Genomic DNA, 24,601 nt, shown 5'->3' on the forward strand with positions numbered 1-24,601 from the left:
TCACAGCGTCAGTCCATCGCTGCCGTGTCGCGGGGCGGGGCCACCGGGTCCCGCCCCTCGGGCTGTCCGGCCTCCATCCGCCTGCCCCGCTCCAGCTCCGCGTCGAGTTCCGCGCCGAGCAGCAGCGCCAGGTTCGAGAGCCACAGCCACACCAGGAACACGATGACGCCGGCCAGCGAGCCGTAGGTCTTGTTGTAGGACCCGAAGTTCGACACGTAGAACGCGAAGCCCAGTGACGCGGCGACCCACACCAGCACGGTCAGCAGACCGCCCGGCGTGATCCACAGCCACGACGGCTGCCGCACGTTCGGCGAAGCCCAGAACAGCAGGCCGATCGCCAGGCTGGCCAGCACCAGCAGCACCGGCCACTTCACGACGTCCCACACCGTGACGAACGTCGAGCCCAGGCCCAGCGCGCCGCCCAGCCACTCGGCCACGCCGCCGGTGAGCGTGACGCCCAGCGCGGTCAGCGCGAGCAGCATCACGACGCCGACGGTCAGGCCGAGCCGCAGCGGGATCACCTTCCACCACGGCCGACCCTCCTCCACGTCGTAGATCGAGTTCGACGCGCGCATGAACGCGCCCACGTACCCCGACGCCGACCACAGCGCCGTGACCAGACCCACGACCGCGAGCGGTCCGGCGATCGCGTTGGAGCTCTGCACGTTCTGGATCGCGCCGACCAGCAGATCACGCGCCTCGCCCGGACCCAGCACGCTCAGGCTGTCCACAACGGACTTGGTCGCGTCCGGCCCGAGCAGGCCCAGCAGCGCGGTCAACAGCAGCAGGCCGGGGAACAGCGACAGCACGGCGTAATAGGTGAGCGCGGCGGCCCAGTCGGTGAGGTTGTCGTCACCGAACTCCTTGACCGTCCGCTTGAGCACACCCCACCACGATCGCTTGGGCAGCTCTGTCGGCGCTTGCGGTGCGTGCGTCATGGGCGAGGGGGTTTCCCTCGAACACGGTGCGTACACCCACGCGATTTTGGGTAGTCGGTGGGCGAAGTGGAGAGAGGAGACGGCCATGAGTCACGTCGCCACCACCCACACCGATGACGGGGTCACGGCGCGGGTGACGGAGCGCGTTGCCGGAAGGGAACCGTCCACCGCCGAACTGGTGGGCCGGCTCTCGGAGCAGGTGACCCGGCTGGCCCGGGACGAGATCCGGTTGGCCGTGGCCGAGATGCGCACGAAGGGCAAGCGCGTCGGCACCGGCGCCGGACTGCTCGGCGGCGCGGGGGTGCTGGCCTGGTTCGGCCTGATGACGGTGATCGCCGGGATCGTGCTGCTGCTGGCGACCGTCATGCCGGCGTGGATCGCGGCGTTCATCGTCGCGGTGGCCGTGTTCGTCATCGCGGGCGTGCTCGCGCTGATCGGCCGGAAGCAGATCGAGCGCGGCACCCCGGTGGTGCCGGAAGAGGCCATCGCGGGCGTCAAGCAGGACATCGCCACCGTGAGCGAGAGGGCACACCGATGAGCGACAAGGACGTCCCCAACGACCCGGACGCGTTGCGCGCCGATGTCGAACAGACCCGACGCGAGCTGGGTGACACCGTCGAAGCGCTGGTGCACAAGGCGGACGTGCCCGGACGCGTCAAGGACAAGACGCACGAGGGAGTGGAACACGTGAAGGAGACCGCTACCCGGGCCAACGCGGCCGTGTCGGCTGCGGCGGGCAAGACGACTGCCGCCGCCGGCCACGTCGCGGACAAGGCGGGCAAGCAGGTCGGCAAGGCAGGAGCCGCAGCCGGCGCGGCAGCCGAGAAGGCCGGCACCCTCGCGAGCCAAGTCGGGCACAAGGCGGGCGAGCAGGTCGGCAAGGCAGGCGTCGTCGCGGGTGCGGCAGCGGAGAAGGCCGGTGCCCTCGCGAGCCAGGTCGGACACAAAGCGAGCGAACAGGTCGACAAGGCAGGCGCCGTCGCCGGTGCGGCGGCAGAGAAGGCCGGTGCCCTCGCAAACCAAGTCGGGCACAAGGCGAGTGAGCAGGTCGGCAAGGCAGGAGCCGTCGCCGGTGCGGCAGCGGAGAAGGCCGGTGTGCTGGCGAGCCACGCCGCGGACAAGGCGAGCGAGCAGGTCGACAAGGCAGGAGCCGTCGCCGGTGCGGCAGCGGAGAAGGCCAGTGCCCTGGCAACACAGGTCGGGCACAAGGCCGCGCACGCGGTCGAGTCGCTGCCGCCTCCCGTGCAGCAGCGCGTCGAGCAGGGCGTGCGCCAAGCCCGGCGGCACCCCGGTGCGGTTGCCGCAGTCGCGGCGGCGGTCCTGATGCTGGTGTGGCGGATGGTGCGGCGGGGGCGGACGGCATGAACAAGCTGCTCTACCGACCGCTCGGACTGCTGTTCAGCGTGCTCGGCGGTCTCGCCGCCAGCGCGTTGTTCGGGCAGGTGTGGAAGCTGATCACCGGCACCAAGGAGGCGCCGACCGCGACCCAGAAGGACCGCAGTTGGGGCGAGGTGCTGCTGGCGGCGACCGTCCAGGGTGCGATCTTCGGCGTGGTCAAGGCCGCGATCGACCGCGGCGGCGCCACCGGCTACGACCGGCTCACCGGCGAGTGGCCGGGTGACACCGACAAGTACGACGGCGACTGACGCCGTCTAGGACGGCGGTTCGTCCGGCTCACCGTCCCGCTCCCCGCGCCGCTCGTCCTCGTCGAGGAACTGCTCCGGGTCCACGTCGAGGTCGGGCGGCTCGGGCGTGCCCGGCGAGTGCGGCGGGTCCGGGTTGGTCGGCTGCTCAGGTTCGGTCATGCCGTCGAGGTACCCGCCGACGCGCGGTTAGAACCGGGGCGCCCGCTTCTCCAGGAAAGCGGACACGCCCTCCGCGTACTCGGGGCTGTGGGCGGCGTCGATGCACAGCGCCCGCACCGCGTCGTCCTCTTCGTGCTGCCCGCTCGTGATCCGGTTCACGATCTGCTTGGCGCCGCGCACGCTGACCTGCGCACGGGCCGCGATCGTGTCGGCCAGCTGCTTGACCCGCGCCTCCAGCTCGTCCGCCGGGTGCACCTCGTTGACCAGGCCGATCCGCAGCGCGGTGGCCGCGTCCACGATCTCACCGCTGAACAGGATCTGCTTCGCCCACGCCGGCCCGACCACGTCGACCAGCTGCTTGGTGGACGTGAAGGTGTAGACGATGCCGAGCTTGGCGGGCGTGATGCCCAACCGGGCGTCCGCCGCCGCCACCCGCATGTCGCAGGCCAGCGCGATCTCGCAGCCGCCGCCGATGCAGAACCCGGTGATGGCGGCGATGGTGGGCTTGCCGAGGGTGGCGATGGCGCGTTCGCCGTCGTGCACGGCCTTGCCGTACCGGGCCGCGCCGTCCGCGCCCTTGCGGAGGGTGGCGAACTCGCTGATGTCCGCGCCCGCCGAGAAGTGCTCCCCGCCGCGGACGACCAGCACGCGCACCGCGTCGTCGTCCTGCACCCAGGCCAGCAACCCGGGCAGCGCGGACCACATCTCGTAGCTCATGGCGTTGCGCTTGGCGGGGCGGTCGATCGTCAACGTCGCCACCGGTCCCGCGGTGTCGAGCCTCAGCGTCATTACCGGAGGGTAAAGCTTGGGCGGCCACCACAGGTGGTGACCGCCCTCACCCTGCGAGCGCCTACCGGTAGGCGTTGCGCGTGTAGGTCAGGCTGAACGAGCCCTTGTTGGCGAAGTAGACCGAGACCAGGTAGGCCGGGTCGGTGGCGAGCAGCCCGCGCTGGACGTCGCTGCCGTCGTTGCCGTCGTCCCAGCCCCAGGCGCTGTTCGCGGCGTTGTCCTTGCCGTTGTCACCGCGGAACGTGCCCCAGCTCGCGAACGTCGTGGAGCTGTTGCGCTGCGCCCACAGGCCACCGGCGGCGAAGGTGTCCACGAGCCGGTAGCCGACCGACCGGTCGTTGCCGCTCGACGGCACCTCTCCGGTAGCGCTCGGCACGTACACCACGCCGTCGCCGCCCGGGAACTCCGCGCCGTCCCACGCGTACAGGCCGTGGCCCTTGGCTTCCTGGCGCGTGGTCGGCCGGCTGCCCTGGAGCCGCAGCGTGCCGTCGAGGTTCTCCCGACCGGCGGTGAACGTGCTGCCCGCCGGGACGTACGAGTAGAAGTCGCTGTGCGCCACCGTCACCACGGCTTCGAGCCGGCCGAACGTCGAGCCGTCCTTGCGGATCGTCGCCAGCATGCCCTCCATGTCGTTCTCGTGGGTGAACTGCCCGAACGGGTCGGAGAAGTCCTCCCAGTCGCGCGGGTGGTAGAAGCTGTAGACCACGAACCAGTGCGTCGAGGTCTCCACCACCGAGTAGTAGGCGGCGCCGGTGAGGCGGGCGAGCGAGTCGTCCTGCGCCTCCCAGTTGTCGAGCGTGTTCCACTCGCCGTCGAAGTCCACAGTGGACAGGTAGTCGGCGTCGTAGTCGGACGAGTCGGTGTCCTGGTAGTGCACCGGGGCCCAGTGGAAGGCCAGTTCGGCGTCGGTCGCCGCGTGCGCGGGAGTCGTGGCGACCGTCGAGAGCGCGACGGCCGCGAGCAGGGACGCGGCGATCTTGCGGGCAGGGGCAAGGCGTGCAGGGGACAAGCTCCACCTCCGTCAGGGTTGCCCGTCGGAGCCAACGGGCCGCGCTGAACCCTGGGGTGAAGCCGAGGTCGACCCAAGGGGTGAATCAGGTGATCATTCGGCGGGTGCCTGCCAGGCCTGGAGAACCCTGCGGAATGCCGCACTCTCCGCCTGGTCGGCGCTCGCGTGGCCGAGCCGGGCCCGCACGGCGGGGAGCAGGGCGTCGGCGTGGTCCCGCATGGCGATGAAGACTTCCTCCAACGGCGTGGGCGACCACGGGCGGCGCGGCGGCTGCACGGGCAGGCCCAGGCGTGGGCCGGACAGGCGTTGCCGCAACGGTTCCACGGCTCGTTCGTCACCGAGCAGGGCGAGCGCGGACAGGGCGGCGTCGGCGGCGGGCAGGTAGACGTCCCGGGCGGCGAGGGCCAGGTCGTCGGCGAACGGGGCTCGGGCGGACGCGAGCAGGTGCGCGGCCAGGCGGCGGTTCTCCGGCTCGTCGTCCGGCAGGCGGTCGGCGATCAGCGGCAGCAGCTCGTCGTCGAGCAGCTGGGCGGACGACCACAGCGCGCCCGCCCGGATGTCCGCGTTCGGGTGATCGAGCAGCCGGGCCACCAGGGTCCGCCGGGTGGCGCGGTCGTCACCGAGTTCCCGGTTCAGCCACCACACGACGGCCGACGGCCGAGGATTGCCGACGCACCACGTGTCCGCCCACACCTCCACGTCGGTGAAGCCGTCGAGCAGGGACCGGACGTCCGGCGCGACGCCGAGCCGCCGCAACCCCACCGCCGCCGCGAGCCCGACCGTCGGGTCGGGGAGGAGCCCGGTGAGCCAGTCGAGCGCGGCGGGGTCGGCGTGGTGGCCGGTGGCTACGACCAGGCCGAGGCGGGCCGCCTGATCGGGTTCGACGTCGAAGCGATCGCGCAGGCTCGGCCAGACCCGGTGCCCGACGGCCTGGGCCAGCGGGAAGGTCACCACTCGCCGGACCTCGACGTCCGGGTCGGCCAAGAGCCCCAGCAGGCGCGGCACGGCCGCCGTCCACGCGTCGGGCCAGGCCTCGTCCACGGCGTCCGGTTCGGCGGTGCGGGCGGCATGCGCGAGGTCGCCCACGGTCTCCACGACGGCCGGACGGACGCTGACGGTCGGGTCCTCGGCCAGGTCGAGGAGGGCCGGCAGGAGGGCGGGCGCGGCGGAGTGGACGGCGTCACCGTCGTGGTAGACGTTGGCGTTCAACTCGCCGATCGCGGCCGGCGCGAGCACCGGGTCGCGCACCTGGGCCAAGAGGACGGGCACATCGGTCGCGGGCCCGTAGGCGTGCTCAAGCTGATCCCACACCCCCGCACCCTAAGACCGACCGGCGTTCGCGGCCGGCCATATACGCACCGGGGTCAGGGCTCCGGGAACATCCGGACCATGCCGGGCGGTGGGGTGAACGGGTGCCAGCGGTTCGGGCGCTGCGCCAGCCGGTCGGCGATCACCCACAGCACGGAGGCGTTGTAGCCGTACCCGAGGTGGCTGCACGCGACCCCGACGTTCTCCCGCCGCGCCCCCGGCGTCGAGACGCACGCCTGCCATGCCACGATCCCGTCCGACTTCGAGTACACCGACGTCGACGGCACCGGGAACCGCGGCCTGGTGTGCTCGGGCGGCGGCATGTCCGCGCCCGACACGTAGAACCGGGCCAGCAGCCGGTACACCGGGTTGACCCTGGTCTGCCGCAGGTCGGTCATCGCGTACGGGCTGCCCAGCGTGATCACCTGGCGGACCGCGCCGGGGTGGTCGCGGGCCAGTTCACGGGCGAAGATGCCGCCGAGCGACCAGCCGACGATGCTCACCTTGCCGCCGACCGCGAGTTCCCGCAGCAGCTCGCGCATCCCGCGCACCACCTCGACCGACGGCCCGATGTTCCAGCCGAGGCCCCAGCCGCGCACGTCGTAGCCCAAACCGGTGAGGAACTTGCGCAGCGTGCCGGTCGAACCGTCGTTCGCGCCCAGCCCCGGCAGCACGAGCACGGTGTGGCCGTCGCCGCTCGGCGCGGCGCGCAGGACCGAGCGGGTCGCGGCGTACTGGCCGATGTCCACCGCCGCGCGGGTCGGCTCGGTGAGGTACCAGAGCAGGCTCGGCGCCGCTGCCAACGTTGACGCCGCTGCTGCTGCCGACGTTGACGCCGGCGCTGACGCTGACCCTGACGCCGGAACCACATTCGATGCCGACATGGCTTCCCCCCGCTCCGCGTCGAGCGATCCCCGAGTAACCATGATGTTTCGCCGCGCCGGTTTGCGCCAGTACCGACGAGTCTCGATTCCTGGCGCTACCGTCAGCCACATGGACCGGATGAGCGCCATGGACGCGGGCTTCTTCTACGTCGAGGACGAGAACGTGCCCATGCACGTCGGTTCGGTCCTGGTCTTCGACGGGCCGGCCCCGTCGTACGGCGACGTCGTGCGCCTGTTCGCGGCCAAGCTCGGCACCGTGCCGCGTTACCGGCAGCGGGTGAAGGCGCTCCCGCTGCACCTCGGCTGGCCGGTGTGGGTGGACGACGAGCACTTCCAGATCCTCTACCACGTCCGGCACACGGCGGTCCCCTCCCCCGGCGCGGACGACCAGCTCCGCAACCTCGCCGGACGCCTCTTCGCGCAGGGCCTCGACATGACGAAACCGCTGTGGGAGGTGTGGCTGGTCGAAGGCCTGGAGGGCGGCCGGTGGGCGATCATCTGCAAGGTCCACCACTGCCTGATCGACGGCATCGCGGGCAGCGACCTGATGCAGGTGCTGCTGGACCGGCGCGCGGACACGCCGCTGCCCGAACCGGTGGAGTGGCAGCCGGAGCCGACACCATCGACGGTGGACCTGGTCCTGGAGGGTGTGCGGGACGCGGTGTCGACGCCGGTCAAGCAGCTGGCCAGGTTCCCGGCGTTGGCGCGGCGGCTGCGCAGCGGCTCGGAGGTGCTGGACATCGGCCGGTCCGTGCTGGACAGCCTGCCGACGACCGCCCGCCGACTCGTCACCACCACCCCGAAGACGCTGAACGGCCCGATCGGTCCACACCGGCGGTGGCTGTGGGCCAAGGCGAACCTCTCCGAGATCAAGACCGTCCGCACGGTCACCGGCGGCACGGTGAACGACGTCATCCTCGCCGCCGTCACCCGGGGGTTCCGCGACCTGCTCGCCAAGCGCGACGAGTTGGCCGACGGCCAGGTGGTGCGCAGCATGGTGCCGGTGTCGACGCGCTCGTCCGCCGAACGGGGCGTGCTGAACAACAGGTTCGGCGCGGTGCTGGTGAACCTGCCCGTCAGCGAACCCGACCCACTGGCCCGCCTCGCGTCGATCCGCGAGCAGATGGACGACTTGAAGCGCAGCGGCCAGGCCACCGGCGCGGACGTGCTCGCCGGCCTGGCGAACTTCGCCGCGCCCGCCCTGCTGGAACTGGGTTCGCGCACCGCCATGCGCCTGCCGCAACAGCTCTTGCAGACGATCACCACCAACGTCCCCGGTCCGCGCATCCCCCTCTTCCTGCTGGGCAGGCGACTGACGGAGACCTACCCGTACGTCCCGATCTCGGGGAACATGCGGGTCAGCGTCGGCATCTTCTCCTACCTCGACCAGATCACCTTCGGCATCAACGCGGACTTCGACAGCGTGCCGGACGTCCAGGTGCTCGCCGACGGCATCCGCGCGGGCTTCGACGAACTCGTCACCGCGACCTGACCTCCGACCGCGAGCCGACCCGGTCGGCAGCTGCCCTGGCCGCCACGGCACCCGCCGTCGCGACCGCCTCCGCCGCCACCTCGCCGATCTTGGCCAACGCACGCGGATCGGCGTACAGCTCCACGTCCTGACCGATCTTGAACACCACCGCGCCCCCTCCCGGCTCGACCTCGTAGTTGATCCACACATCACCCGGAACCTGCGCCCACAGGTGCACCTGGGCCCGCCCCATCGTCAGCCTCCCCGCTCTCCGCTTCTGCTACGATCGTGCCGACGATTGCTGATATTAGCAAGTGGCACAACACGATCGAGTGAGGGATCATGACGAAGTCACCGTCGGTAGCGGCCTGGGAGCTCGGTCTCCGCTTGCGGGAGCGCCGCGAGCTGATGGACGTCACCGCCGCGTCGGCGGGGAAGGCCATCGACACCAGCCAGTCGTACGTCTCCGGCGTGGAGAGCGGCAAACTCAAGATCAACGCGAGCAAGCTGGCCGAACTCGCCGCCGTGCTGGACTTCGACGCGGCGGAAGTGGAGGAACTGCAGGAACTCCGCGCGGCAGCCGCCGAACGCGCCTGGTGGAGCCCCTACTCGGCCATGTTCAGCGCGGACATGTTGCGGTACATCGGCTTCGAGCACGGAGCCGAGTCCATCCGCGCGTACAACGCCGGACTGATCAGCGGCCTGCTCCAGACCGAGGAGTACGCGTTGGCGGTCATGCACGGAGGTGGGCCGAGCATCCGTCTGGCCGAGGCCAACCGCCGGGTCGAGGCGCGCATGAAGCGGCAGCAGCGTCTCGACGACGCCGATGCCCCGCTCCGGCTCACCGCGCTCATCACCGAATCCGCGCTGCGGCAACAGATCGGCGGACGCGAGGTGATGGCCGGGCAACTGCGGCACCTGGCGAACCGGATCGAGGAACTGCCGGAGACCCTGGACCTGCGAATCCTGCCCTTCTCCACCGACTACTACAACGCCCTTGGCGGATCGAGCTTCTACATCTTCGGCTTCACCAGCAACCGACTCCCGGAACTGGTGTGGCAGGAGACGATCACGTCCACGGATCTGATCGATCAACCCATGCGGATGCGCGAGTACACTTTGGCCCACGACCAGGCCCTGGGTTACGCCCTCGGCCGGGCCGAATCGCTTGATGTGATCCAGCAGATCGGCAAGGAGCTCGAGTGAGGGACCGCATCGACCACGGTGGTTGGTTCAAGTCGAGCCGCAGCGCGGACAACCCGGCCTGCGTCGAGGTCCGGTTCGTCCCCGGCACGACCGACGTGCGCGACTCGAAGAACCCCACCGGGCCGGTGCTGTCGTTCCCACGTGGTGCCTGGACGCAGTTCCTGGTCAGGCGAGCCAGTCCTTGATCCGCGCGGCCACCAGTTCCGGCACCTCCACCTGCGGCACGTGGCCGATGCCGTCCAGGACCTCGAACCGCCACGACGGGTTGCGGCGGGCGGCTTCGCGGGCCGATGCCAGCGGCACCAGTCGGTCCTTCTCCCCGGCCATCAGGTAGACCGGCACCCGCACCCTGCTCATCGCCGTGTAGTACCGCCGGCTGGTCGCGCCCGACCACACCACGGACCGCGCCGCCGTCAGGAACGCCTCGTCCAGGCCCGGCACCTCGGCGCGCTGCTCGATCAGTGACATCGACGCGAGGATCACCTCTTCGGGCACCGTCTTCGCGTTGGCGCACACCAGGTTCAGCACCCGCTTGACCTGCCGGCGCGTCGACACCCCCGCACGCGACTTCGCCAGGAACCACGCTCCCAGCCCCGGCACCGAGTACATCGCGAACGCCGCCGCGACCTGCGGGTCCGGGCGCACGCCCAGCGGCAGCGGCAGGGCCGGGTCGAGCAGCGCCAGCGCGGTGACGGTCTCCGGCCTGCGGGCGGCGTGCAGGATGGAGATCATCCCGCCCATCGAGTTGCCGACCAGCACCACCGGCTCGCCCACGACCTCGGCGAGGAACCGCTCGAGCAGCCGGGCGTTCGCGGGCACGGTCGTGGAGCGGCCCTCGGGGTGGGTGAGGCCGAACCCGGCCAGGTCGACGGCCAGCACGCGGTGGCGGTCGACCAGGTGCGGCGCGAGCAGGCACCAGTTGAGGTGCGACCCGCCGAGCCCGTGCACGAGCACCACCGGCGGCCCGTCACCGCCGAAGTCGACGTAGTGGACCGGTCCGTCCAGGTCGGCGTAGCGGCTCGTACCGCCCCAGTGGTCGAGTGTGGTCATACCGGTCAGTATGTCCCGGACGGGTGACCGTACAAGCCCGGCCCCTCGATCTCGACCCGGGCGAGGAACGCGGCCGAGGCGTCGTAGGACGCGGCGATCAGCTCGGCGGTGTGCCCGAAGTCGAGCGGGGTGACCGGTTGGACGGGCGGTCCGGGCAGGTAGACGACCGGCACGGCGGCCGATGCCAGTTCGGCTTCCAGCACGGCCTGGTTGCGGGTGCTCAGGGTCGCCCAGAACAGCAGCGTCTCGGCGAGGGTCTCCGGCACGGTCGGCAGGTGGCCGGGGAACGCGCAGTCCAGCACGACCAGCGACTTCGCCCCCATGGCGAGCGCCTGGCGGATGGGCACGTTCGCCAGCACACCGCCGTCGTAGAGCACGTGCCCGTCGCGCCGGACGGCCGGGTAGATGCCCGGGATGGCGCTGCTGGCGAGCACCGCCGAGACCACGTCACCCGAGGTCAGCGTGATGGCGGCGCCGGTCACCGAGTCCACCGCGACGGCGCCGAACGGCAGGGCCAGCTCGGCGAAGTCCCGCACGCCGCCCAGGCCGAAGCCCAGCACCTCGGCCAGGCCGGTGTTGGGGAACAAGTGCGTCTTGTGCTGCCGCAACGTCCGGGCCTGGGCGAGGAGGCCGCCGGGGAAGACGCGGGCCCTCGTCATGTGCCGCCAGATCGCGGCGAGGCGTTCGAAGGCACCGGCCGGGTCGAGCGCGAGCAGCGAGCCGTTGACCGAGCCGACCGACGTGCCGACGACGAGGTCCGGCGCGACACCGCACTCGGCCAGCGCGCGCAGCATCCCGACCTGGCCCGCGCCGAGGCTGCCGCCACCGCCGAGCACGAATCCGACCGGTCCGGGGAGGTCCACCACGGCCCGGATCGTCTCACCGCAGCGCCCACCGCACCCATGCGGGCCGCTTCACACGCGGGCTCCACGTGCCGGCCTCCACAGGCAGTCCGGCGGTGTTCATCACCTTGGCCACGCCGTCTGCCGGGGTCGAACGCCATGCCCGTAGGGCGCCCGTGTGGAGTAGTGCGCGCTTCGGCTTCGCGGCAGCGGTCAGGTCACAGTGGTCAGGTCACAGTGGTCAGGTCACAGTGGTCAGGTCACAGTGGTCAGGTCACAGTGGTCAGGTCGACGGTGGTCCGGTGGTGATGCGGTCGCGCACGCTGTCGACCGTGGTCTCCCAGTCCGACTCGATCCACCAGGTCGCGCCCGCGTCGGCCCACTCGCGCACGTTCGTCGCCGTCCCCTCGGCGATCACGTCGTAGCCGTCCCACGGCAGCCCGAGCGACGTGCGCAGCTCCCGCGCCTCCACCACCACCGCCGCCAACTCCTCCGGGCTCGACGGTTCCCGCGCACCGTCGTCGGCGATCACGTTGGGCAACAACCCGTCCCACGACACCGCACGCCGCATCGACACCGAACGCCCGTGCGCGCCCACCACCCACACCGGCACGCGAGGCCTCTGCACGGGCGGTGGGGGCGGGAAGAAGTCGGTCTCCAGCACCTCGTAACGCTGCCCGCTGAACGAGAACGGCTGCCCGCGCATCAGCCCGTCGTACACCGCCAGCCCTTCGTCCAGCAGCAACGCCCGTTCGGCCCGGCTCGTCTCACGCTCGAACGCCGTCCACCCCGGGTGCAGCGCGCCCAGCCCGACCGACAGCTGCACCCGCCCACCGGACAACCGGTCCAGCGTCGCCACCTTGGACGCCACGTCCCACGGCTTGAACCGGGCCAACGGCGTCAGCATGGTCCCCAGCCGCACGGACGACGTCCGCATGGCCGCCGCCGTCAACGCCACCCACGCGTCGACACCCCACACCGCCTCGGCCAGGAACACGCCGTCCCAGCCGCACTCCTCCGCCAGCTCCGCGCACGACGCCACCTCCGGCGCGTCGAAGAACGGCAACACGATCCCGCAACGCATCACGGCAGCGTTCCACATCCCCGGCCGGTCAGCAGCAGCCGTCGGCCGGAGGGGTGTCGGTGAACGGGATCGGGCAGGACGGCGTGTGCGCGCACGTGATCAGGTCGTCGCAGCCGACGGCCACCGCGCTGCGCAACACGTCACGGCTCAGCACGGTGAGCGCTTCCGGCGGGTACAGCCGGTGACCGCCCAGCGTCCGGTCCGGGTCGGCCGGCAGCCCCCGGCGCTCGTAGTACCGCAGCGTCTGGTGGTTCACCCCGGCCGCTTCCGCCAGCTGACCGCTGCGCAGCGTGCTACTGCGCAACGTGCTACTGGGCAGCGGCCCGTTCACGCCGACTCCTCGGGCACCAGCGCGTCGAGCACGTCCACGTGCGGCGCCGGAACGGTGACGTCCAGCCGCAACTCCCCCGCCGTGACGACGACCGCGAACGTGAAGAAGGAGCAGCACCCGGTCTCCCTGAACGCCAGCGACGCGGCCCGCGCCGCCACCTCCGGGGTCGGGTCGAGGGTGATCCGCAGGCACGTCGGGGCGATGCGCTCCGAGCCGCGCAGGGACGTCCTGAACAGTTCGTCGAACTCCGCCACCCGCAGCGGGCGTTCGGCCGTCGGCAGGGTGCACGACTGCGGCACCCACTCCGTCCGGGGTTCGAGCGCGTCTGTGCTCATGCGTCCACGGTAAGCCCGTACGGGGGTACAGGATTCAAGTGCGCGGCTAGAAGAGGGGCGTGAAGAGGCACTCGAAGCCGGACTTCAGCCCGGGCCGGTGGGTGGCGGCCATCCAGTACTCGCCTGGTCGCACGATGCCGCCGATGTAGGAGTTGATGTCCGAACCGGAGTTCGCACAGCCGACGCTGGTGTCGGGCGGGTTGTGCGGACCGATCAGCAGGCGCACCCGGGCGGTCCGGCCGCCGACGAAGTACACCGCCACGTACCCGAACGTCTTGGCCTGGTAGACGGTGTCGAGCGCGGCCTGGAAGCGCGGCTCCCCGATCCCCATCAGCCCCGACCGCGCCTCCAGCGCACGCAGCGCGCCTTCCGCCCGTTCCGCCAGCTCGATCAGCCGTGCGTGTCGATCGCCGTCGTCCAGCAGGGTGCCCAGCAAGCCGGTCAGGCGCTCGACCCGGCCTTCCAGTTCCTGGACCCTGGCGTACAGCGCGTCATCCCTTGATCCGAACACTTCCTCACCCCTTCGCAGTGCCGATGACGCTAGGCGCCGCGAACCCCCTACCGGTCCCACCTTCGCGGAACGAGGCCGTCCGTCGGCGGTCCGGTCTGGTCCGGCAACCGCGGCTTCGGCGGCGGCCGGGACGGGAGGGCCTGCAACGCCACGAGGAACGACAAACCGACGACGCCGGCGAGGAGCAGCGCGACGATCGAGATGTTCGCGGGCGCGGTGGCGAGGCCGGGCTCGATCACGCGGTTCCGATCCAGCACCAGTGCCACCCGATCGCCCACCTCGAAGGGATGCATGTCCTTGCGCTCCGTGATGGTGAACCGCTCGCCGTCGCAGTCGAACTCGTACGTCTGCGGCACTGCTCCCTTGTATTCGCGCGTGGCCGCGCGCTCGTCGACCAGGACGCAGTCGGCCGGCTCACCGGTCACGGCCAGCCACGCCGTCTGCGCGCTCACCACCGACACGATGGGCAACGCGAGGCCGACCAGCCCCGCGGCCATCCGCAAGCCGTCCTCCCGTCGCAGGTTCACCGTCGCCACCACCACCCCGGCCGCTCCCGCGAGCGCGAGCAGGGCCGCCCAGTTCCCGAGCACCGCCCCCGCGAAGCCGGTGGCGACTCCGCACAGCACGGAGAAGGCCGCAAGACCGATCCACCACGCCCTCATCCCCAGACCCCCTCTTTCTCGTGCGAAGAGGACATTACGAGCAGAACAGGCAGAGCGGACGACGAATCCGTCAAGGAGGTTCCCGCTGTTCCTGGCGGTCTTACCTCCGCGGACCGGGCGCCCAGGTGGTGGTGAACGCGGCCCACACGAGCGGGGAGCAGGTGAGGTCGCCCGTTTCCTCCCAGCGGGTCGCGGCGGCGCGCTGCCAGTCGTTGAGCGCGGTCACCGGGTTCGCGGACCGGTGGGCGGCGTCGATCGCCACCACGGTCGGCGCCAGGACGGGACTCGACGGGAAGCCGGGGACGAGCCGGGACAGCCCTTCGTCGGTCGGCAACGTCCACCTGGTCGCGGTCACGTGCTCGGCGCCGCCGTGGACCATGGCCGTCACCAGCCCGGACGGTTCGGCGAAGCGGAGGTCGCCGCCGCTCTCGCACGCCACGAGCGCCACCCGGTTGGGAATCCGCCACGGCCGGACCGGACCGGGACGGTGCCCGAGCACGATGTCGGCGGCGGTCAGCGGGCGGTGCGCGCCCAGCGGAGCGGCACGGCCCTCGGTGTCCGCCGTGCAGGACAGGTGCAGCCGCGCGTCCAGGCCGTGACCGCCGGTGGTGACGTGGCCGACGTAGAGGAAGCGCGTGGCGGTGGCCAGCGCACCTTCGAGGTAGTCGCGGTCGAGGTCGTCGCGGCGCACCCCACCCGGCGTGAGCGCCAGGGCGGCCAGTTCCGGGGTGACCCGGCCGAGGACCGAACCCAGGCCGGACGCGTCGGCGAACCCGGGCACCTTGGGGTCCAGCACGCCCACGACCGTCCCCTGTGGATCGAAGGGGGTCACCCGACGGCCCGTGGCGTTGCCCACCGTCGCGGGCGGCAGCACGGAGACGTCGAGCTCGTGCACGGCCCGTAGACCCTCGTCCACGCGCAGCGCTTCCCACGGCACCAGCGCGGTCGACGGGGACGGTTGAACCCGCAGGTGCGGCCGGATTCCTTGTTCCAGCCACGAGTTCAGCTCGATCGCCAACGGCGTCGGGAACAACCCGCGGAACAGCCGCGTCGACAGGTCCAGTTCACGCGCGTGGTCGACCAACGGCCCATGGGTCAGCGACCGCCGCAACGCCTGGTCGACGTTCTCCCCCGGCAACGGCGACGGCACCGCCGCCGCCCACTCGTCCAACAGCCCCTGCAAGTTCTCGCGCGGCACCAGTTGGACGCGTGGCCGGTCCGGTTCGTGCTCCCACCGCCACGACAGGTACAGGTCGCCCGCGTCGACCAGCTTCAGCTGCACGGTCACCACGACGCCACCGCCCGTTCCGACCGCACCGGCACCCCGTACCGCTCTTCGGCCAGGTCGATCCAGGCGTCCAGCGCGGTCCGGACCTCCGGGTCGAGCCTGACCCTCGGCGGCAACTCGAACCCGCCCGCGGGGACGCTGCCACCGGTCACCAACCCCGAAGCGGCGTACGGAAGGTGCCCTTCCACGGCCGGTTCGGCAGTGAACGGATCGGCTGCCGGCGGTTCGGCTGCTGGTGGCTCGGGCAGCATCACCAACTCGCCGCGTTCCACCGACGTGCCCACGGCGTCCAGGGAAACGGCGTTGAGGGACACCGCGCCTGCGATGTGGTCGATGTACTCCGCCGCCAACGGGACGTCCTCGACCGCCCGGATGGCCAGGAACGCCGACCGGATCGCGGGGGCGGAGGCCAACGCCACCCAGCGCTCCCGCAGCGGCCCGTGCGGGAACCGCTGCCGCACCGCCTCCGACGCGAGTGCCGCGGGCAACGCCAAGTCCAGCGCGCGCAGCCCGATCGCCCGCCGCTCCTCGCCCGTTGCCGCCGCAGCCCGGCGCACCAGCGCGTCCGCGCGCCACCAGGTCATCCCCAGCACCACGTGCCACAGCCCGGCCGCCTCGCACGCCGCCGCTGCCCCGGCGTAACAGGACTCGGCCGCCGTGAACTCCCCCAACGTCTCGAACGCCGCGCCCCGAATCTGCTGCACCGCCACCTGGCCGAGCGGCATCGCCGGACCGAGCAACGCGTCCGACCGGTCCAGGAGCACCAACGCCTCGTGCGACCTACCCCGCAGCACCGCGACCGCCGCCCGGCCGCACAGGCACGCCGCGAGCCGGTGCGGGTCGTCGACCAGCAGGCCCTCCGCCTCCCCGTACAGCGCGTCGGCCCGGTCGGCATCGGACGCGAGATAAGCCAACCGCGCCAGGCTGAGCGTGGCGGTGGCCTCGCCGCCGACGTCACCCGTCGCGGCGCACAGGTCGCGGGCCAGGGTCAGGTGCTCGACGGCGTCGACGAGGTCTCCGGTGGAGCTCGCGACCTCCGCCAACGTCAGGTGGACGTTCGCGGCCGACGACGGCGCGGCGGCGTACGCGAGGTCCAACGCGAGTCGCGCCTCGGCAGCCGCTTCGGCGTACCAACCGCCGGAGACGAGCACGCGGGCCCGGGTGGACCGCACCGCCACCTCGAACAACTGCCAGCCCTCGACCTGCCCACCTTCGACATGCCCATCTTCGACCGACTGCCCGCGTTCGACCGCTGCCGACGCCGTCGCGGTCGCAGTCGCGGTCGCCAACACCTCGACCGCTTCGTCCAAGTCCGCCAACGCTTCGACCAGCCGCGTAAGAGCGTGGTACGACACCGCGCGGGACACCAACGCGTTCATCAGCACCGTCGACGTGCCGTACGCATCGCCGACCAGGTCCAGCACGATCCGCGCCGCATCAACCGCTTCAGTGCTCCACCGCAGCGCTTCGTCGTAGTCGGCGGACGCCCCGGCCAGGTTCCCGGCCACAGCCGCACGGCACACCAGCGCCTCGACATCAACACCCGCACCGGCACCGGCACCGGCACCGGAATCGGAATCAGCACCGGAATCGGCACCAGCACCGGCGGATCGCTGCGCAGAGGTCCCCGCCAGGGGGTCCCCTGATTTCATTATGCCGAAGGGGTCTGACAATTCCGTGGTCTCGCGGTATGCCGCCTCGAACGCCGCCCTCGCACCGGCCGCGTCACCCGCCGACGCCAGTAGTGCGCCCTCGGCGTTCAACTCGACGAACCGCAGCCACCGCGGCCCTAGCTGCTGCTGCTGCCCTCGGTTATCGGCCAGCATCCGGTAGACCTGCGCGCGCTGCCCGTCACCCGCCTCCTCGGCCAGGATCGCCCGGTTGGTGTACACGTGCCCCAGGTACTCGGGCGCGTGCTCGGCCACGAGCCCGACCACGGCGTCGACTTCCTCTGCCGCCTCCGCGAGCCGACCGGCCATCATCAGCAGCGCGACGCGCGTGTTGCGCAGCACCGCCTGCTCCGGCGGTCCGGCGTCGACCAGCGCGGCCTCCACGTCCCGCCACGCCTCATCCCACCGGCCGAGCCACGGCAGCAAGTCCGCCCGCGACGCGACGGCCGCGGCCCGGACCTCACCCTCTCCCACCGCGATCGCCTCGGTCAGCAGGTCCACCGCGTGCTGCCGGTCACCCGCGAAGTCGACCACGTGCGCCAGGTTCAGCAGGCACTGCGCACGGTCCTCGGCGGGCGCCACAGCGAGCGCCGCCTCAAGCGCGGCCCGCGCACCGACCACGTCACCGTCCGCCGCCAGCAGCACGCCCTCGTCGTTGAGGTCCGACCACTCGCTCACCGCGCCGTCCGCTCGGTCGCCGTCGCACCGGGCGAACCGACCCGGGACCGCGCGTACTCGATGATCGCGGCACGTCGCGCCTCCGCGCCCGGCTCGGGCAAGGCGGGAACGGCGAAACCGGGCGCGTAGACGGTCACCACCCGCCGATCGGGCGGCAGCAACAACACCGCGGGAGGAACGGGCGCCGAGCCGGTGATCCGGCCCAACCCGTCGACCACGTCCAACGCCACGTCGACCTCGCCCATCCTGGCCGCCAACCGCCCCGGCCGCGGCCCGGCGGCGACGGACACGTCCAGCACCGTCGACCCCTGTCGCCGCACCACGGCCCACTCGGCCGGCGCGGCGGCGTCGACCACGCCCTGCGGCACCAACGCCCAGTCCACAGTGGACACACCGCTCAGCACGGTCACTCCACCCACCCCGTCTGCTCCACCGGCGGCGAGCGCGAACTCCGACCGGTCAGGCACCGCCGCCGGCGCGAGCACCACCCCGTAGTCGTCGGCCAGCGCGGCGACCCGACCCGCCAACGCGGCCAACCCCGGATCGGAAGCCGCCACGTCGAGCGGCACCACCGACGCCAACGCCCGCTCCACCGCGTCCGGGTCGTCGAGCACGTGCTCCACAGTGGACACCGCCACCGCACGTTCCGCGCCGAGCACACCGGAGTCCAACGCGGGCACACCGGCCACGGCGGAAGCAGGCCACCACGCCTCGGCCCAGTTCAGCTGCGCCACGACCCGACAGGCGTCACGGACCTGCCAATCGCCCACGTCCGGCACGTCCACGTCGTCCGCGTCACCCAGGATCGCGTCGGCGGCGTCCCCGTAGACCTCCCACAGCCACTCGGCCGCCCGCACCGGGTCGTGCACCCGGGCGGCGGGCACCGCGCCACCACCCAGGACGTCCCAAGCCAGCACCGCCCCCGCTGCCTCCACCACCGCCGCGACCTCCGGTGACGCGGGCCAGTCGCCGACGACGACCTCGACCGAACGGGACACCTTCACGCCACGGCCTCCCGTTCCAGGGCCGACCGCAGCCGATCGCGCTGGTCCAGGATCACCGACCGCAGCACACCGTCGAGCAGGTCCCACACCTGCTCGGCGGCAACGGCCTCGCCCCGCAGCTCACGACCGTGCAGCCGCACCCACAACCGCCGCAGGTAGGCCTCCCGCACGCCGTGCACGTCCGCCCGGACCTCCGGCGGCACGGCCGACGGCATCCGCAGCACCCGGTGCACGTACGCCTCGCGCTCCCACCGCGACCTCAACCGCGCGGCAGCGGTGCCGGGCGCGCCCGACGGACGCCCGACGAGGCCGGCCGAGGCGTCCCGCCCCAGCAGCAGGACCAGCCGGCTCTCCTCGTCCCCGAGCTGCCACGCGCCGGCCGACCGGCTGATCTCCCGCCGCACCAACGTCGGCACGTCGGCCAGCCCGTCCCGCCCGAACGCCATGGTCAACGGCGCGAACAGGCGTTCGAGGACCGACCGGTCGAACGGCTTGGGCAGGTTCCGCTTGGACGCGCTCCGCCCCAGTTCCGGCCGCACGGGCCGGTCCCGGTCGGTCAACCCGTGCGCCAGCGCCACACCCGGCCGGTCGAGTTCCGCCGCGCCCGCCGAACCGGCCGACCCCACCACCAGCTCCCCGAACAGCGCCCGGTCCGGCGCGACGGCGCAGGTGGCCAGGAACCCGTCGGTCGCCATCACCGCCGGCCGAGCCACGTCCACCGCCACGTCCACCGCCACGTCCACCGCTGCGTCCACCGCTGCGTCCGCCGCCGCATTCGCCGCTGCACCCGCCGCTGCCCAAGCCGCGTCGAGCTGCCGGTTCAGCTCCTCCGCGTTCGCCGGATCGGTGACGAAGTCGCGCAGCCCGGCGACGGTCGGCCCGCCCTGCCCGTGCACCTCGGCGAGCACCGAGGCCGCCACCCGGTCGGCGTCCGGCCCCGGCGGCCCGTGCCCGGTCGCGAGTTCGAAGCAGCGCTGGAAGTAGAGGTCCTGCGGGTTCCCGTCGGTGATCCACTGCCGCCGGCGTTCCTTCTTCAACACCACGAACCAGCGGGCGGTCGCCGCCAGCACGGGCCCCGCGTCGGCTATCCGGGACCGCAGGGCGTCGACGTGCTCGACCGCGATGGCGCCCGCCGCGAACTCCGGGTTCGACACGGGCCGCAGCACCAGCGGATCGAGGATCAGCTTCACCGTGCGGGTCAGCGGCCTGCCCGCCGGGTTGCTCAGCGGCGCGACCGCGTCACCCAGCGCGGCCCACGCCCGCGCGACCACCGAGCCGCGGGGAAGCGTCGCCGTCGCAGCTCGCGCGGTGCCCACCCCGCCGACCCTACTCGATCTCCATCGCCGCTGGTGGCGGTCTTGCGAACCCCGTTCCTGGGATCGGTAGGCGCCCTCCGCGGCCGATGCTTCCGCCATCACCACCGGAAGGGGGAACCGATGTACCAGACACCGCCGCAGTACTCGCCGGCCACGCCCTACGAGACGCCCCGGCGTCCTCGCCGCAGCATCCTGCCGCTCGCGCTGCCGCTGGTGCTGTTCGCCGGGTTGTTCTTCGGCGGCTCGTACCTGCTGTCGCCGGACCCGGACATCGAGGTGCAGCCCGGGTTCGCGTTCGCCGAGGTCGAGGGGCGGGACGTGGTCCTGGCGCCCTACGCGCGGCACGGCGTGCGCGGCATGTTCCAGATGATCACGCAGGACATGTTCCAGGTGCGGCTCGCGGCCACCGACCCGGCCACCGGCGAGGTGCTGTGGGACACGCAGCTGTCCGACCAGTTGATCTGGGAGGCGTCGGTGCTCGCCGCCGGGGAGCGCTACGCCTACCTGTCCACCGACTCGGGGCTCTTCGTGGTCGGGCTGGCGGACGGGGAGCTGGTGGCCGAGGGCGACGACGTCGAAGGGCTCGGCGGGGAGTTCGTCGCCGCCCGCGCCGCCTACGCGTACGACCCGGAGAACCGCCGGGTGCTGGCCATGAACGCCACCGGAGGGGTGTTGGCGATCGGGCTGGACCAGCTGGTGGCCACACCGGTGGACGCGCCGACCGCCGCGGAGTGGTCGGGTCGGCTCTCGGTCGAGCGCAGTCCCGCCGCGCCGCCCACCGCGACCGGTGTCGAAGCGGCGATGAACCCCGGCTCGACCGAACGGGTCGCGTTGCGGCAGGCGCCGGGCGGCACGCCGGGCGCGGTGCTGATCCGCGTCACGGCGGACGGCGGGGTGATCCCGGTCGGCACGACCGCGTTCCACGGCGCCCGACTGGTGGTCGACGGCGTGACCGCGGTCGGCGTGGCCACCGGGCACGTGTTGGTCGAGCACCAGCGCTCGGTGAACGACCAGGGCATCGCGCTCAGCCTGGTGTCCCTGGCCACCGGCCAGGTCACCGCCACCCTGCCGGTCGACTCGCGGGTCGACCGCGCCCTCGTCGGCCCGGACGGCGTCACGGCGGTGGCCGTCGGCGACGTGTTCGCCGCGGCCCGCGGTGACGGCCGGGTCATCGCCCTCGCCGTCGGCCTGGCCGACTTCTTCGGCTCCCACCAGTAATCCCGAGCAGCTACCGGAAGGACCAAGACCATGAAGGTGATCACCTGGTTCGCGCTGAGCGCCGGCCTCGCCCTCACCGCGACCTGGGTCGCGGGCGGCCTCGCCGGCGACGACGTGACCGACTGGCTGAACGGCTGGCTGGTCGGCCCGATCATCCTGATGTCCGTCGTGCCCACCCTCTTCTCGCTGAACAAGGTCTTCGCCGGCGGTTTCGCCGCGCTGACCGGCGGCGTGCCCAAGGAGTTCCGCGACGCCCCGATCGGCATGGGCACCGTCGTCGGCGTCGCGCGGACGGGCCTGACCGTGAACGACCAGCCGCAGCTCGACATCCGGCTCCGGGTGGACACCGCGGACGGCCGCACGTTCCCCGGTACCGCGCGACAGGTCGTGGACCTGACCGACCTGGCGCTGGTGGTGCCGGACGCGATCCTCCCGGTCCGCTACCTGCCCGACGGCCGGGTCGCGCTGGCCACCGACGCCCCCGCGCACGAGCTCCAGGCCGCGCTGGACCGGGTGCAGGTGGCCAAGGGGTTCCTGACGCCGCAGCAACTGCGCATCACCGAGCAGGGCGTGGACGCCACCGCGATCGTGCTCGCCATGACCCCGACCGGGCAGCTGCCCGACGGGCGTTCGGCGCTGCGCCTGACCATGCGGGTCACCCGCCCGGACGGCACCACGTTCGACGTCTCGCAGGACAAGAAGCTGCCGCCGATGGCGATCGCCCGGGTGCAGCCCGGCATGGTGGTCAAGGTCAAGTACCTGCCGCACGACGAGTCGGACGTCGCCATCCTCACCAGCCTCGTGCCGTAGCCCGGTGAGCGGCGTCGGGGTGCCCGAACGTGATCGGTCGGGCAAGGCACAATGGCTCGCTGTGACCACAGCCATTCACCAGAGGATCGCCGAGGAGCTCGGGGTGCGGCCCGAGCAGGTCAGCGCCACCGTCGACCTGCTCGACGGTGGTTCCACCGTCCCCTTCATCGCCCGATACCGGAAGGAAGCGACCGGCGCGCTGGACGACACCCAGCTCCGCACGCTGGAAGAGCGCCTGGGCTACCTCCGCGAGCTGGAAGAACGTCGGGCGGCTGTGCTCGAATCCATCCGGTCCCAGGGCAAGCTGGACGAGGCGCTGGAGGCCTCGATCCACGCCGCCGACTCCAAGGCCCGGTTGGAAGACCTCTACCTGCCCTACAAGCCGAAGCGGCGGACCAAGGCCCAGATCGCGCGCGAGCAGGGGCTGGAACCGCTGGCGGAAGGCCTGCTGGCCGACCCGACGCAGGACCCGCGTGAGGTGGCGCAGGCGTACGTGACCGAGGAGGTCGCGGACGTGGCCGCCGCGCTGCTCGGCGCGCGGTCGATCCTGGTCGAGCGGTTCGGCGAGGACGGCGACCTCATCGGTGAGCTGCGGGAACGCATGTGGACGCAGGGACGGCTCGCGTCGAAGGTGCGGGACGGCAAGGAGGAGGACGGTGCCAAGTTCTCCGACTACTTCGACTTCTCCGAGCCGTTCGCCAAGCTGCCGTCGCACCGGATCCTGGCGCTGCTGCGCGGCGAGAAGGAGGAGGTGCTCGACCTCCAGTTCGACCCGGCCGACGAGGACGAGCCCACCGGCTACGAGGCGCGGATCGCGTCCCGGTTCGGGGTGGACGACCGCGGCCGTCCGGCCGACCGGTGGCTGGCCGACACGGTCCGCTGGGCGTGGCGGACGCGGATCCTCGTGCACCTCGGCATCGACCTGCGGTCCCGGCTGCGGGCGTTCGCCGAGGACGAGGCGGTGCGGGTGTTCGCGACGAACCTGCGGGACCTGCTGCTGGCCGCCCCGGCGGGCACGCGCGCCACGATGGGCCTCGACCCGGGTTTCCGGACCGGCGTGAAGGTGGCCGTGGTCGACGCGACCGGCAAGGTCGTCGACACCGACGTGATCTACCCGCACGTGCCCGCGAACCGGTGGGACGAGTCGATCGCGAAGCTCGCGCTGCTGGCGAAGAAGCACGACGTCGACCTGATCGCGATCGGCAACGGCACCGCGTCGCGCGAGACCGACAAGCTGGCCGGCGACCTGCTCAAGCGGCACCCGGACCTGAAGTTGACCAAGGCCGTGGTGTCCGAGGCGGGCGCGTCGGTGTACTCGGCGTCGGCGTTCGCGGCGGCCGAGCTGCCCGGCATGGACGTGTCGCTGCGCGGCGCGGTGTCCATCGCCCGCCGGTTGCAGGACCCGCTGGCCGAGCTGGTGAAGATCGACCCGAAGTCGATCGGCGTCGGCCAGTACCAGCACGACCTGTCCGAGGCGAAGCTGTCGCGCTCGCTGGACGCGGTGGTCGAGGACTGCGTGAACGCGGTCGGCGTCGACCTGAACACGGCGTCCGTGCCGCTGTTGACGCGGGTTTCGGGTATCACCGCCGGGCTGGCCGAGAACATCGTGCAGCACCGTGACGGCAACGGCCCGTTCCGCTCGCGCAAGGCGTTGAAGGAGGTGGCGCGGCTCGGCCCGAAGGCGTTCGAGCAGTGCGCGGGCTTCCTGCGCATCCCGAACGGTGACGACCCGCTGGACGCCTCCTCCGTGCACCCCGAGGCGTACCCGGTGGTGCGCCGGATGCAGGAGCGGGCGGGCGGCGAGCAGTTGATCGGCAACACGGCGGTGCTGAAGTCGTTGCGACCGCAGGAGTTCGTCGACGACAAGTTCGGCCTGCCGACCGTGAGCGACATCCTGCGCGAGCTGGAGAAGCCGGGGCGCGACCCGCGGCCCGCGTTCAAGACGGCGACGTTCGCGGACGGCGTGGAGAAGATCTCCGACCTCAAGCCGGGCATGGTGCTGGAGGGCGTGGTGACGAACGTGGCCGCTTTCGGCGCGTTCGTGGACATCGGCGTGCACCAGGACGGCCTGGTGCACATCTCGGCGCTGTCCAACACGTACGTGAAGGACCCGCGGGACGTGGTGAAGTCCGGTGACGTGGTGCGGGTGAAGGTGCTGGAGGTCGACATCCCGCGCAAGCGCATCGGGTTGACGCTCCGCCTGGAGGACGAGCCGGGCCGCAAGCCGCCGCGTGAGCAGCAGCAGAACCAGCGCGGTGGGCAGCGGGGCGGTCAGCGCGGCGGCCAGGGCAACGGGGGCAAGCCTCGGCAGCAGGAGCGCCCACCCGCGAACGGCGCGATGGCCGAGGCGCTGCGCCGGGCGGGGCTTGGCGGGAGGTGACGGGGGTACCCG

General features: G+C 72.0%; 27 protein-coding genes. 9 read left to right on the forward strand and 18 right to left on the reverse strand.

The genetic code is table 11. The features are described from left to right. Positions 1 to 8 precede the first annotated feature (8 nt). Positions 9 to 938, reverse strand: a complete 930-nt coding sequence (locus OQ02_RS10475; protein ID WP_033438138.1) for a YihY/virulence factor BrkB family protein — start codon at positions 936 to 938, stop codon at positions 9 to 11. 85 nt (positions 939 to 1,023) lie between these two features. On the opposite strand from OQ02_RS10475, the gene OQ02_RS10480 reads away from it, so the two are divergent. Genes OQ02_RS10480 through OQ02_RS10490 form a run of 3 tightly spaced genes read left to right on the forward strand, consistent with a single transcriptional unit; the run spans position 1,024 to position 2,584 of the window. Next, positions 1,024 to 1,476, forward strand: a complete 453-nt coding sequence (locus OQ02_RS10480; RefSeq protein WP_051772129.1) for a phage holin family protein — start codon at positions 1,024 to 1,026, stop codon at positions 1,474 to 1,476. Then, positions 1,473 to 2,303: a DUF3618 domain-containing protein gene (locus OQ02_RS40840; protein WP_051772130.1), complete on the forward strand. Its 831-nt coding sequence runs from the start codon at positions 1,473 to 1,475 to the stop codon at positions 2,301 to 2,303. Before OQ02_RS10480 ends, OQ02_RS40840 begins: the two co-directional genes overlap by 4 nt. Further along, positions 2,300 to 2,584: a DUF4235 domain-containing protein gene (locus OQ02_RS10490; protein WP_033438140.1), complete on the forward strand. Its 285-nt coding sequence runs from the start codon at positions 2,300 to 2,302 to the stop codon at positions 2,582 to 2,584. The genes OQ02_RS40840 and OQ02_RS10490 overlap by 4 nt, the downstream gene beginning before the upstream one ends. Before the next feature lie 6 nt (positions 2,585 to 2,590). Here OQ02_RS10490 and OQ02_RS43660 read toward each other — a convergent pair whose 3' ends face one another. The 5 genes from OQ02_RS43660 to OQ02_RS10510 form a co-directional block, all read right to left on the reverse strand. Further along, positions 2,591 to 2,743: a hypothetical protein gene (locus OQ02_RS43660; RefSeq protein ID WP_156076964.1), complete on the reverse strand. Its 153-nt coding sequence runs from the start codon at positions 2,741 to 2,743 to the stop codon at positions 2,591 to 2,593. A gap of 27 nt (positions 2,744 to 2,770) precedes the next feature. Further along, the gene (locus OQ02_RS10495; RefSeq protein ID WP_033438141.1) at positions 2,771 to 3,532 is read right to left on the reverse strand and encodes an enoyl-CoA hydratase/isomerase family protein; all 762 of its coding nucleotides are present in this window, start codon (positions 3,530 to 3,532) and stop codon (positions 2,771 to 2,773) included. 61 nt (positions 3,533 to 3,593) lie between these two features. Continuing rightward, positions 3,594 to 4,541: a hypothetical protein gene (locus OQ02_RS10500; RefSeq protein ID WP_033438142.1), complete on the reverse strand. Its 948-nt coding sequence runs from the start codon at positions 4,539 to 4,541 to the stop codon at positions 3,594 to 3,596. 93 nt (positions 4,542 to 4,634) lie between these two features. After that, positions 4,635 to 5,852 (reverse strand): HEAT repeat domain-containing protein, encoded by a 1,218-nt coding sequence (locus OQ02_RS40845; protein WP_156076965.1) that lies wholly within the window; start codon positions 5,850 to 5,852, stop codon positions 4,635 to 4,637. Positions 5,853 to 5,905: 53 nt separating this feature from the next. Further along, positions 5,906 to 6,652, reverse strand: a complete 747-nt coding sequence (locus OQ02_RS10510; protein ID WP_033438143.1) for a lipase family alpha/beta hydrolase — start codon at positions 6,650 to 6,652, stop codon at positions 5,906 to 5,908. Positions 6,653 to 6,842: 190 nt separating this feature from the next. Here OQ02_RS10510 and OQ02_RS10515 point away from each other — a divergent pair, with 190 nt between their 5' ends. Further along, positions 6,843 to 8,225, forward strand: coding sequence for a WS/DGAT/MGAT family O-acyltransferase (locus OQ02_RS10515; RefSeq protein ID WP_033438144.1), 1,383 nt, complete (start codon positions 6,843 to 6,845; stop codon positions 8,223 to 8,225). On the opposite strand, the gene OQ02_RS10520 is transcribed toward OQ02_RS10515, so the two are convergent. Next, on the reverse strand, positions 8,212 to 8,457 hold the full coding sequence (locus tag OQ02_RS10520; RefSeq protein WP_033438145.1) for a hypothetical protein: 246 nt from the start codon (positions 8,455 to 8,457) through the stop codon (positions 8,212 to 8,214). The two genes, OQ02_RS10515 and OQ02_RS10520, sit on opposite strands and share 14 nt — an antisense overlap. Before the next feature lie 89 nt (positions 8,458 to 8,546). Between OQ02_RS10520 and OQ02_RS10525 the strand changes: the two genes are divergently transcribed. Both OQ02_RS10525 and OQ02_RS10530 read left to right on the forward strand, forming a co-directional pair. Continuing rightward, positions 8,547 to 9,410: a helix-turn-helix domain-containing protein gene (locus OQ02_RS10525; protein WP_033438146.1), complete on the forward strand. Its 864-nt coding sequence runs from the start codon at positions 8,547 to 8,549 to the stop codon at positions 9,408 to 9,410. After that, the gene (locus OQ02_RS10530) at positions 9,407 to 9,595 is read left to right on the forward strand and encodes a DUF397 domain-containing protein (protein ID WP_033438147.1); all 189 of its coding nucleotides are present in this window, start codon (positions 9,407 to 9,409) and stop codon (positions 9,593 to 9,595) included. The genes OQ02_RS10525 and OQ02_RS10530 overlap by 4 nt, the downstream gene beginning before the upstream one ends. Here the strand turns inward: OQ02_RS10530 and OQ02_RS10535 are convergent. From OQ02_RS10535 to OQ02_RS10585, 11 genes are all read right to left on the reverse strand, one after another. Beyond that, positions 9,576 to 10,460, reverse strand: a complete 885-nt coding sequence (locus tag OQ02_RS10535; RefSeq protein ID WP_051772132.1) for an alpha/beta fold hydrolase — start codon at positions 10,458 to 10,460, stop codon at positions 9,576 to 9,578. The two genes, OQ02_RS10530 and OQ02_RS10535, sit on opposite strands and share 20 nt — an antisense overlap. Positions 10,461 to 10,465: 5 nt before the next feature. Next, the gene (locus tag OQ02_RS10540; RefSeq protein ID WP_442973603.1) at positions 10,466 to 11,323 is read right to left on the reverse strand and encodes a patatin-like phospholipase family protein; all 858 of its coding nucleotides are present in this window, start codon (positions 11,321 to 11,323) and stop codon (positions 10,466 to 10,468) included. A 262-nt stretch (positions 11,324 to 11,585) separates the two neighbouring features. Continuing rightward, entirely contained in the window at positions 11,586 to 12,386 is an 801-nt protein-coding gene (locus OQ02_RS10545) for an LLM class flavin-dependent oxidoreductase (protein ID WP_033438266.1), read from the reverse strand. 28 nt (positions 12,387 to 12,414) lie between these two features. Then, positions 12,415 to 12,690, reverse strand: a complete 276-nt coding sequence (locus tag OQ02_RS10550) for a MerR family DNA-binding transcriptional regulator (protein WP_033438267.1) — start codon at positions 12,688 to 12,690, stop codon at positions 12,415 to 12,417. A 23-nt stretch (positions 12,691 to 12,713) separates the two neighbouring features. Then, positions 12,714 to 13,052, reverse strand: coding sequence for a hypothetical protein (locus tag OQ02_RS10555; protein WP_033438150.1), 339 nt, complete (start codon positions 13,050 to 13,052; stop codon positions 12,714 to 12,716). Between the two features lie 46 nt (positions 13,053 to 13,098). Further along, entirely contained in the window at positions 13,099 to 13,563 is a 465-nt protein-coding gene (locus tag OQ02_RS10560; RefSeq protein ID WP_033438151.1) for a hypothetical protein, read from the reverse strand. Positions 13,564 to 13,610: 47 nt separating this feature from the next. Then, complete coding sequence (locus tag OQ02_RS10565; protein WP_156076967.1) at positions 13,611 to 14,225, reverse strand: hypothetical protein; 615 nt, start codon at positions 14,223 to 14,225, stop codon at positions 13,611 to 13,613. A gap of 100 nt (positions 14,226 to 14,325) precedes the next feature. Beyond that, positions 14,326 to 15,513, reverse strand: a complete 1,188-nt coding sequence (locus OQ02_RS10570; protein WP_197043274.1) for a CHAT domain-containing protein — start codon at positions 15,511 to 15,513, stop codon at positions 14,326 to 14,328. Further along, positions 15,510 to 17,861 carry a hypothetical protein gene (locus tag OQ02_RS10575; RefSeq protein ID WP_033438154.1) on the reverse strand — a complete coding sequence of 784 codons (2,352 nt, stop codon included), beginning with the start codon at positions 17,859 to 17,861 and terminating at the stop codon, positions 15,510 to 15,512. The genes OQ02_RS10570 and OQ02_RS10575 overlap by 4 nt, the downstream gene beginning before the upstream one ends. Beyond that, positions 17,858 to 18,865: a hypothetical protein gene (locus tag OQ02_RS10580; protein WP_033438155.1), complete on the reverse strand. Its 1,008-nt coding sequence runs from the start codon at positions 18,863 to 18,865 to the stop codon at positions 17,858 to 17,860. Before OQ02_RS10580 ends, OQ02_RS10575 begins: the two co-directional genes overlap by 4 nt. After that, positions 18,862 to 20,181: a hypothetical protein gene (locus tag OQ02_RS10585; RefSeq protein WP_156076968.1), complete on the reverse strand. Its 1,320-nt coding sequence runs from the start codon at positions 20,179 to 20,181 to the stop codon at positions 18,862 to 18,864. The genes OQ02_RS10580 and OQ02_RS10585 overlap by 4 nt, the downstream gene beginning before the upstream one ends. A 120-nt stretch (positions 20,182 to 20,301) precedes the next feature. On the opposite strand from OQ02_RS10585, the gene OQ02_RS10590 reads away from it, so the two are divergent. The 3 genes from OQ02_RS10590 to OQ02_RS10600 all read left to right on the forward strand — a co-directional run bounded on the left by OQ02_RS10590 (position 20,302) and on the right by OQ02_RS10600 (position 24,589). After that, on the forward strand, positions 20,302 to 21,399 hold the full coding sequence (locus tag OQ02_RS10590; protein ID WP_033438157.1) for a PA2928 family protein: 1,098 nt from the start codon (positions 20,302 to 20,304) through the stop codon (positions 21,397 to 21,399). Between the two features lie 30 nt (positions 21,400 to 21,429). Further along, positions 21,430 to 22,209 carry a hypothetical protein gene (locus tag OQ02_RS10595; protein ID WP_033438158.1) on the forward strand — a complete coding sequence of 260 codons (780 nt, stop codon included), beginning with the start codon at positions 21,430 to 21,432 and terminating at the stop codon, positions 22,207 to 22,209. Positions 22,210 to 22,270: 61 nt separating this feature from the next. Beyond that, complete coding sequence (locus tag OQ02_RS10600) at positions 22,271 to 24,589, forward strand: Tex family protein (protein ID WP_033438159.1); 2,319 nt, start codon at positions 22,271 to 22,273, stop codon at positions 24,587 to 24,589. Positions 24,590 to 24,601 lie beyond the last annotated feature (12 nt).

It is taken from the genome of Saccharothrix sp. NRRL B-16314 (genome assembly GCF_000716595.1).
In the GTDB taxonomy this organism is placed as follows: Bacteria; Actinomycetota; Actinomycetes; order Mycobacteriales; family Pseudonocardiaceae; genus Actinosynnema.